The organism is Phenylobacterium sp. (genome assembly GCF_004799395.1).
In the GTDB taxonomy this organism is placed as follows: Bacteria; Pseudomonadota; Alphaproteobacteria; order Caulobacterales; family Caulobacteraceae; genus Phenylobacterium.
Window position 1 is genome coordinate 1 of record NZ_SSMZ01000168.1, and the last position, 8,635, is coordinate 8,635.

Here is an 8,635-nt window from a genome sequence, read left to right on the forward strand (position 1 = left end):
GAGGCCCAGGTCGCCGACCTCGCCGCCCAGCGCGCCCTGGTCGAGCACGCCATCGCCAGCCTCGTGGGGACACCCGCCTCCAGCTTCTCCATCCCGGCGAAGACCGTGGCGCTCAACCTGCCGAACACACCGACCGGGCTGCCCTCGACCCTGCTTCAACGCAGGCCCGACGTGGCCGCGGCTGAGCGGCGCGCGGCGGCGGCCAACGCCCGCATCGGCGTTGCGCGGGCGGCCTTCTTCCCCAGCATCGACCTGGCTGCCAACGGCGGCTGGCAGAACACCGCCTTCGCCAACCTGCTGGCCCCCGGCAACACCTTCTGGATGCTCGGCCCTGAAGCGGCCCTGACCCTGTTCGACGGCGGCCTGCGCAAAGCCAGGGTCGAGGCCGCCCGCGCCCAGCTCTCCGAAGCCAGCGCCGCCTATCGCAGCCAGGTCCTGCGCGCCTTCCAGGATGTGGAGGACAATCTGGCGGCCCTCAACAATCTCGCCGTCGAGGCCGACCACCAGTCCGCCGCGATCCTGGCGGCCAAGCGCACCGAGGACGCGGCGCTGGCCCGCTATCAGGAGGGCGCCACCAACTATCTCGATGTGGTCATCGCCCAGGCCGATGACCTTCAGGCCCAACGCGTCGGCCTCGAGGTGGAGGACCGTCGCCTGCAGGCCAGCGTCAACCTGGTCCGTGCGCTCGGCGGCGGCTGGACCGTCGACGATCTGCCGACCCCACAGGCTGTGGCCACGGCCACGCCCGACAAGTCCCGGCTCCGGTAGCCCGTCGTGGCCCGGCTGATCCTGCGCATCGAATTGGACTCCAAGGTCCGCATCGGCGAGGACGCGATACGGCTGCTGGAACTGGTGGAAGCCAAGGGCTCGATCAGCGCCGCCGCGCGCACCCACGGCCTCACCTTCCGCCGCGCCTGGACCGTGCTTGATGAGGTCAATCGCATGTTCAAGACGCCGGCGATCGCCACCCAGTGCGGCGGGATCGATGGCGGCGGCGCGCGCCTGACCGACTTCGGTCGCGAGATCATCGATCGCTACCGCGCCATCGAATCCATCGCCACCTGCCTGACGGCAGATGAGCTGTCAGCGCTGGAAGCCGCCGCGAACGGGCCGTAGCGGCTTGGCGGGCGCCGCAGTGGCGGGCGCGTTGCCGCCCTCAGCCACCCATCTCAGGACGACCGTGAACCCGCGCGGTCGAAGCCCGTGGCGAAGTCGCCGCGGCCAAGCGACCGATCCGCCCGTGTTCGTTGCGCCGCGCATTCGCGGACGAGGAAATCCAAGAACGCGCGCACCGACGGCAAGAGCCCGCGCCGCGATGCGAAGGTCGCGTGCACGATGCCCGAAGGCGGGCGCCAATCCGGCACGAGTTCGACCAGCCTGCCGGCGGCGAGATCCTCCCAGACCATCATCACCGGGAGCTGGACGACGCCGACCCCGGCATAGGCCGCGTCGCGCAGCGTCGACATGTCGTCGGTCACCAGGCGCGGCGCGTGCCGAACCGCCGCCGTCCGGCCGTCATCATGGCGCAGTTGCCAGACGTGTTCGCGACTCGGCGGCCCGAGATCGAGGCTCGGCAGGCCAGCAAGGTCGGCGGGGGATATGAGAGGTTGCGCGACAAGCGCGGGGCTGGCGACAAGGCATTGGGTGCTTTGGTCCAACTGGCGCATCACCAGATCGCTCGGCGCCAACGGCGGAAAGCGCACCCGGATCGCGATATCGAACCCTTCGGCGATGACATCGACGCGCCGGTTGGTGCCCTCCAGATGCACCTCGATCGCCGGATTCTCCGCCATGAAGCGCCCGATCAGCGCACTGAACTGGAACGAGAGCAGCGCGGTCGGGCAACTCACCCGGATGATGCCGCGCGGCTCCGCGCGCACCTGGGCGACCACCTGTTCGGCGGCCTCCGCCTCGACCAGCATCGCGGCGCAGCGATGGTAGAATTCGCGGCCGACTTCGGTGATCGAGAAGCGGCGCGAGGAACGATTGAGCAGGCGCACGCCAAGCCTCTCCTCCAGCTGCAGGATGCGGCGGCTGAGCTTCGATTTCTGGACGCCGAGCGCCCGGCCCGCGGCCGCGAAGCCGCCGTGGTCGACCACCTGCACGTAGTAGAAGAGGTCGTTGAGGTCTTGCATATCGTCCTATGTATAGGACGCTGCGTCGGATAATTCAATATTTCTCCACCAACGTCCCACGTCTATCTCTGTGTCCGACAGCGGAAGGTACGCCCTTCCGACGAGCGCGATGGAGAAGATCAATGCGCAAGAAGATACTCGGCCGTTATGGCAACGATCGCGGCCACTGGGTGGGCGACGGTTTCCCGGTCCGCTCGCTGTTCTCCTACGACACCCTGGGCGGCCATATCAGCCCGTTCCTGCTGCTCGACTACGCGGGACCCCATCAGTTCGCGCCGACCACCGAGCGACGAGGCGTTGGCCAGCACCCGCATCGCGGCTTCGAGACCGTGACCATCGTCTATGACGGTGAAGTCGAGCATCGCGATTCCGCCGGAAACGGCGGCGTGATCGGCCCTGGCGACGTCCAGTGGATGACCGCGGCCGGCGGGATCATTCATGAGGAGTTTCATTCGGCGGCCTATGCCAGGACAGGCGGGCCGTTCCGGATGGTGCAGCTCTGGGTCAACCTGCCCGCCAGGGACAAGATGGCGGCCGCCAGCTATCAAGGCATCCTCTCCGCCGACGTGCCGGCGGTCGAGCTGCCTGGCGGCGCCGGCAAGGCGCGGATCATCGCCGGCGACTATCTCGGCGCCAAGGGCCCCGCGCGCACCTTCACCCCGATCAACGTGTGGGACCTGCGTCTGAACCGACGCGCCGATGTCACGCTGGACCTGCCCGAGGGGCATACCGCCATGCTTGTTGTCCTGGACGGCGCCGTCACGGTGGAAGGCGAAACGCTGCGCGACGCCGAGATGCTGTTGCTCGATCGCGCGGGCAGCGAGGTGGCGCTCCAGAGCTTCGGTGAGGCGACTTTGCTCGTCCTCACCGGCGAGCCGATCGACGAGCCGATCGTCGGCCGTGGCCCGTTCGTGATGAACAGCCAGGCCGAAATCCGCCAGGCGATCGACGATTTCAACAGGGGCCGCTTCGCGACGATCGCGGCCTGACCCCCGCTCCGCTCCGGCCAAGGGTCGGAGCGCACTCCCATTGCAGTCAGGACGGCGTGCGCTCGCGCCGTTCCCCAACCGCCGGACGCTGGTCCGCGCGGAACCCTAACGAGCACCCGAAAGGAATCCATCATGGCTACCGACGACACCCTGCTGACGGGCGACAACCACGCGCTCCTGCTGATCGACCATCAATATCTGCAGCTGCTCGCCGTGCGCTCGCACCCCAACGACACCATCGTCAACAACACGGTGATGCTCGCCAAGGGCGCCAAGATCTTCGGCGTGCCGACCCTGTTCACCACGGCCTTTGCCGAACGCCAGGACCTGATCAAGGAGATTCAGGCCGTGCATCCGGACCAGGTCCCGATCGACCGAAGCGGTCTCAATTCCTGGGATGACGAGCGGGTCCGCGACTGGGTGAAGGCGACCGGCAAGAAGAAGCTGGTGATGGCGGGCCTCTGGACGGAAGTCTGCCTGACCATGCCGGTGCTCTCCGCGATCGCGGCGGGACACGAGGTCTATATCGTTACCGATGCTTCGGGCGGCGGCAGCGTCGAGGGCCACGAGCGCGCCGTGCAGCGCATGATGCAGGCCGGCGCGCGCCCGCTCACCGTGGCCTCCTATGTCAGCGAGCTCCAGCGCGACTGGGGCCGGACGGAAACGGCCGACGACGTCGCCAATCTGTTCGCCGAGCTGGGCGGCGGATTCGGACAAGGGCTCCGTTGGGAATGGCAGCTGCTGGGCCTCAAGGACGGCACCCGCTGAGCCCCGCCGCCCGAAGGAGACCGCGCCTTACAGAGAGTTGAGTTCGCGTCGGGCTCGCCTTCAGCTCCGTCGCCCAGTGTCATCGTCGCGCAGGGCGGCCTCTTTCCCTCCCGACGCTTCCCTGCGTCCCCGCGGCGCGCGCAGCGCCGCGGGGAGCCGTCATCCGGCAGTGAGGACCGAAAATGAATCCACGCGCAAATGATCCGTCGCAGCCGCTGCATCCGCGCCTGATCGCGCCGGGCGCAGCCCTGCTGATCGCGGCCTTCGCCACCGACGTCATGTACTGGCGGACGCTGCTCTTCCAGTGGGACAACTTCTCCGTCTGGCTGATCGCGGGCGGTCTGGTCCTGGCGGCCCTGGCCGGTTTGGCCATCCTGCTGGACGCAGCCCGACGACGCCTCGGCGCCATGGCCTGGGGCCGGTTCGCCGGCTTCACGGTCGCCGCCCTGCTCTCGCTGCTGAACGTCTTCGTCCACACCCGCGACGCCTACACGGCCGTGGTTCCCGACGGGCTCGAGCTCTCGGCGCTGGTCACCGCGATCCTCATCGTTCTGGGCTGGCGCGGCTGGAGCCTCCGCGCGGTCCCTCGCCCCCGCCCCTTCAAGCCCAGGGAAGTCCGCTCATGACCCCAGTTCGCACAAACGGCGTGCTCGTCGCGCTCCTGATGGTGACGGCCTGCCACCCCAAGATCGCAGATCCCAGCACTCAATACGGCGCCAATCCCGAACTGCCCGCGCCGCAACAATACGTCATCCCGCCGATGCAGGTCCCCCCGAGCGCGGGATGGGGCAAGGGCGAGACCCCGGTCGTGCCGGCCGGACTGCAGATCAGCGCCTTCGCGACCGACTTCGAACATCCGAGGAGCGTCTACACCCTGCCCAACGGCGACGTGCTGGTCGTCGAGACCAATGGCCCGAAGGCGCCGATCTATCGGCCCAAGGACTATGTCGAGGGCAAGGTGAAAGCCATGGCCGGCTCGGCCGCGCACGCCGGCAATCGAATCATCCTTCTGCGCGACGCCAATGGCGACGGGGTCCCGGAGCAGCGCACTGTCTTCATCGACCACCTCAACTCGCCGTTCGGCGTCGTGCTGGTGGGCAACGATCTCTACGTCGCCGCCACGGATGCGATCCTGAAATTCCCTTACGTCCCCGGCGAGACGCATATCTCTGCCCCGGGAGTGAAGGTCACCGACCTTCCGGCCGGGCCGATCAACCACCATTGGACCAAGAGCCTGACGGCCAGCCCGGACGGATCGAAGCTTTATGTGGGCGTTGGCTCGAACAGCAACGTGACGGAAAACGGGATCGCAGCGGAGACCGGCCGGGCCGCGATATGGGAGGTCGACCGCGCCACAGGCTTCAAGCGCATCTTCGCCTCCGGAACGCGCAATCCGACCGGCCTGGCCTTCGAGCCCGTCACGAACAAGCTCTGGACGATCGTCAATGAGCGCGATGAGATCGGCCCGAACCTCGTTCCGGACTACCTGACCTCCGTGAAGGAGAACGCCTTCTACGGCTGGCCCTACAGCTATTTCGGCCAGCATGTGGACGTGCGTGTGCAGCCGCAGCGGCCGGACATGGTCGCAAAGGCCATCGCGCCGGACTACGCCCTGAGCTCGCACGTCGCCCCGCTCGGCATGGTCTTCACCGAGGCCTCCAGCCTCCCCGCTTCATACCGCGGCGGGGTCCTGGTCAGCGAACACGGCAGCTGGGACCGCAGCCCCCTGAACGGTTACAAGGTCGTCTACATTCCCTTCCGGGATGGCCGCCCGACAGGGTCGCCACAGGACGTGGTGACCGGCTTCCTGACACCCGACGGAACCCACTCCAGGGGTCGCCCCGTTGGCGTCACGCTGGATCACAGCGGGGCGCTGCTGATCGCCGACGACGTCGGCAATGTCGTGTGGCGGGTGACCGCGGCGGGTGGGCCCGCGCCCCGGGCCGGCACAGTCGCGAGCGCCAGTCCGAAGGGCGGGCCGGGGTAGGCGGCGCCCCGGTCGATCCGAGGCGGCAACACGCGAGGCCGGCGCCCAAGCGGAGCGCCGGCCTTTTCTTTTCGGTGTTGGATTTCAGTTGGCTGAAGCCGCCGGCGCGGTCGCCGGCATTGTCGTCGGGGTCCATCCGCCGCCGAGCGCGCGCACCAGGTCGACGCTGGCCAACAGGCGGCGCGTCTCGATGCTGAGTTCCGTCCGCTGCGCCTCGAGATCCACGGTCTGGGCCGTCACCACGTCGAGGTAGGTAACCGCTCCCATGCGGTATTGAACCAGCGCCAGCCCTTCGGTCCGCTGGGCGGCGGTCACAGCGCTCGACTGCTGACGCGCCTCGCCGGCCAACCTGTTGCAGAGGGCAAGGTTGTCCTCCACCTGCTGGAAGGCCGTGAGCACGGCGGACTTGTAGACGGCGCTCGCCTCGTCGAACTGGTCACGGCTCGCGCGGACGACCGCCTTGCGCCGCCCGCCGTCGAACAGAGCCGTCGCCAACGAGGGGCCCAACGTCCACCAGCTGTCGGCGGCGCTCAACAGGCTGCCGACGCCCGCGGTCTCGAAGCCGCCAGTCGCATCCAGCGTCAGCGTCGGGAAGAGGGCGGCGCGCGCCACGCCAATCTGAGCGTTGGCCGCCGCCGCCCGCCGCTCTGCGGCCGCGATATCCGGACGCCGCTGAAGCATCTGCGACGGGGCGGACACCGGCGTCCGCGGCGTAGGGGGCATCTTGGCGTCGGCCGGGATCGAGAACACCGAAGCCGGTTCGCCCACGAGCGCGGCGATCGCGTGTTCGTAGAGGGCGCGCTGAGCGCCGACGTCGGTCCGCAGGGCCTGGGTCGCCTCGAGCTGGGTTTCGGCGCGGCCCACATCGAGGCCCGCAACAGCGCCGCCCTTATGCAGGACTTGGGTCAGATTCAACGCATGGGCGTAGGCGGTCGTCGTCTCGTCCAGCAGCGCGGCCTGGGCGTCCAATCCCCGCAGATTCAGGTAGGCGTCTGCCAGTTCGGCCTCAAGGCTAAGCCGGACCGAGGCGACGTCGGCGGCGCTGGCCTGGGCGTTGGCCCGGCCGGCGGCCACCATGTTGCGCACCCGACCCCATAGATCGAACTCGTAGGAGATCGAGGCGCCGAGGGTGTTGTCCTGGTAGTAGGTCGGTCCTCCGACACGCAGGGGCCGTTGCGCCGACTGCCGGTTGTCGGTCGCACTGGCGCCTACATCCACTTCCGGCACGAGCGCGGCGCGCGCCTGGGCCAGGTTGGCGCGCGCTTCGTCGTAGCGCGCCAACGCCAAGGCGAGGTCGGGGTTGCCGGTCTCGATCTTCCGCTCCAGGCCGTTCAGCGTATTGTCGCCGTAGACGTCCCACCACGCACCGCGCGGCGATCCGTCCGCCGGGCTCGCCGGCGTCCAGGGGCCCGTCTCCTTGTAGGCCGACGGCACGGTGATCTGAGGCGGCGCGTAGGGCGGCGCGAGAGAGCATCCCGTGAGCGCGAGGGCCGTTCCCGCCAGGCCGATGAGCTTAACCCGCGGCATGCGCGCCTGCTCCATTGGCCGGAGCGCTCGAGGGCGATATCCGCACCAGATCGCCGGGCCGCAGCGAGTCCGGCGGACTGTCGATCACCCGGTCATCCGGCGTCAGCCGGGCGGCCACCTCGACGGTGGCGCCGAGGTCCTGGACGATCGTCACCGGCTTCATCACAACGCGGCTTGCGGGCCCGACGGTCGCCACTGACATGCCGTTGTCGCGGAACATCAGCGCCGTCGCCGGAACCTGCAGGCCGCCATGGTCGGCCGACAGATTGAAGCGGACCTGGGCGTAGCCGCCGGGCTTCAACGCCCGGTCGGCGTTGTCGATCTGCAACTGCACCAGCAGGGTGCCGCTCTGAGGCGTGATGGCGTCGGCGCTGGCAGCGAGCTTGGCCGTGAAGGTGCGGCCCGGATAGGCCGGTACGGTGAAGGTGGCGGTCATCCCCGGCCGGATGGCGGCCGAGTAGTTCTCGGGCGCTCTCACATAGATCCGCAGCTTGCTCTCGTCGGCCACCGTGAACAGCGGCGTCGCCGACGGCCCACCGACGCTGATCAGGTCGCCGATATCGGTGGACCGGGTGGTGACCACGCCGTCGAACGGCGCGGTGATGCGCTTGAACGACTCCAGCGCCTCCAGCCTTGCGACATTGGCGCGCGACGACGCCACCAGGGCGTTCTTCGCCGCAAGGTCTCCGTTCTTCGTGTCGGCGTCCTGCTGCGACACCGCGTCCTGGGAGAGCAGGCCGGCCCAACGGTGCGCGGTGGTGTCAGACAGGTGCTGGTTCGCGATGGCTGTCTGCAGGTCAGCCTTCGCCTGCGCGAGCTGCTGATCTAGGTCGGGCGTGTCGATGTCGGCCAGCACCTGGCCTGCCTTCACCCGCGTCCCGATGTCGACGTACCAGTGTTTGAGATAGCCGCTCACCCGCGCATAGCTCGGAGCGGTGTTGAAGGCCTGGACGTCACCCGGCAGGACCAGCGCCTGGGAGCCGGTCGGATCGGCCAGGCTGACCACCTTGACCAGCGGGATCGCCTGGGCGTCGGTCCAGGCGGCCACCTTTTGATCGGCATGGACGCGGCTGACGACGCCAAGGGCGACGACACAGACCGCCAGTCCGGCCACGGCGACGCCTGCGGTCTTCAGGCGCCGGGGCGAGATCTGGCGACGGCCATTGGGCTGTTCAGGCATAGGACTCTCCTGTCAGCGGCGCCGAATTGGGCTCGACGCCGGAGGGTTG

General features: G+C 68.7%; 9 protein-coding genes. 6 read left to right on the top strand and 3 right to left on the bottom strand.

The genetic code is table 11. The features are described 5' to 3' along the window. Both E8A12_RS10970 and E8A12_RS10975 read left to right on the top strand, forming a co-directional pair. A partial coding sequence (locus E8A12_RS10970; RefSeq protein WP_293368568.1) for an efflux transporter outer membrane subunit occupies nt 1-768 on the top strand: 768 nt, incomplete at its 5' end. A 6-nt stretch (nt 769-774) separates the two neighbouring features. After that, entirely contained in the window at nt 775-1,116 is a 342-nt protein-coding gene (locus E8A12_RS10975; RefSeq protein WP_293368570.1) for a hypothetical protein, read from the top strand. A gap of 53 nt (nt 1,117-1,169) precedes the next feature. On the opposite strand, the gene E8A12_RS10980 is transcribed toward E8A12_RS10975, so the two are convergent. After that, entirely contained in the window at nt 1,170-2,135 is a 966-nt protein-coding gene (locus tag E8A12_RS10980) for a LysR substrate-binding domain-containing protein (protein ID WP_293368572.1), read from the bottom strand. Between the two features lie 170 nt (nt 2,136-2,305). Here E8A12_RS10980 and E8A12_RS10985 point away from each other — a divergent pair, with 170 nt between their 5' ends. The 4 genes from E8A12_RS10985 (at nt 2,306) to E8A12_RS11000 (ending at nt 5,879) form a co-directional block, all read left to right on the top strand. After that, nucleotides 2,306-3,124, top strand: a complete 819-nt coding sequence (locus tag E8A12_RS10985) for a pirin family protein (protein ID WP_293368574.1) — start codon at nt 2,306-2,308, stop codon at nt 3,122-3,124. A gap of 132 nt (nt 3,125-3,256) precedes the next feature. Continuing rightward, complete coding sequence (locus tag E8A12_RS10990; RefSeq protein WP_293368576.1) at nt 3,257-3,892, top strand: hydrolase; 636 nt, start codon at nt 3,257-3,259, stop codon at nt 3,890-3,892. A gap of 182 nt (nt 3,893-4,074) precedes the next feature. Then, complete coding sequence (locus tag E8A12_RS10995) at nt 4,075-4,518, top strand: DUF2231 domain-containing protein (RefSeq protein WP_293368578.1); 444 nt, start codon at nt 4,075-4,077, stop codon at nt 4,516-4,518. Beyond that, nucleotides 4,515-5,879, top strand: a complete 1,365-nt coding sequence (locus E8A12_RS11000) for a sorbosone dehydrogenase family protein (RefSeq protein ID WP_293368580.1) — start codon at nt 4,515-4,517, stop codon at nt 5,877-5,879. The genes E8A12_RS10995 and E8A12_RS11000 overlap by 4 nt, the downstream gene beginning before the upstream one ends. Nucleotides 5,880-5,963: 84 nt before the next feature. Here E8A12_RS11000 and E8A12_RS11005 read toward each other — a convergent pair whose 3' ends face one another. Both E8A12_RS11005 and E8A12_RS11010 read right to left on the bottom strand, forming a co-directional pair. Beyond that, entirely contained in the window at nt 5,964-7,406 is a 1,443-nt protein-coding gene (locus E8A12_RS11005; RefSeq protein WP_293368582.1) for an efflux transporter outer membrane subunit, read from the bottom strand. Next, on the bottom strand, nt 7,393-8,586 hold the full coding sequence (locus E8A12_RS11010) for an efflux RND transporter periplasmic adaptor subunit (protein ID WP_293368584.1): 1,194 nt from the start codon (nt 8,584-8,586) through the stop codon (nt 7,393-7,395). Before E8A12_RS11010 ends, E8A12_RS11005 begins: the two co-directional genes overlap by 14 nt. Nucleotides 8,587-8,635 lie beyond the last annotated feature (49 nt).

What these genes read in the sequence shown, in the direction of transcription:
- E8A12_RS10995 (WP_293368578.1), top strand. Translation starts at nt 4,075, where the DNA reads ATGAATCCACGCGCAAATGATCCGTCGCAGCCGCTGCATCCGCGCCTG.
- E8A12_RS10990 (WP_293368576.1), top strand. Translation starts at nt 3,257, where the DNA reads ATGGCTACCGACGACACCCTGCTGACGGGCGACAACCACGCGCTCCTG.
- E8A12_RS11010 (WP_293368584.1), bottom strand. Translation starts at nt 8,586, where the DNA reads ATGCCTGAACAGCCCAATGGCCGTCGCCAGATCTCGCCCCGGCGCCTG.
- E8A12_RS10980 (WP_293368572.1), bottom strand. Translation starts at nt 2,135, where the DNA reads ATGCAAGACCTCAACGACCTCTTCTACTACGTGCAGGTGGTCGACCAC.
- E8A12_RS11000 (WP_293368580.1), top strand. Translation starts at nt 4,515, where the DNA reads ATGACCCCAGTTCGCACAAACGGCGTGCTCGTCGCGCTCCTGATGGTG.
- E8A12_RS11005 (WP_293368582.1), bottom strand. Translation starts at nt 7,406, where the DNA reads ATGCCGCGGGTTAAGCTCATCGGCCTGGCGGGAACGGCCCTCGCGCTC.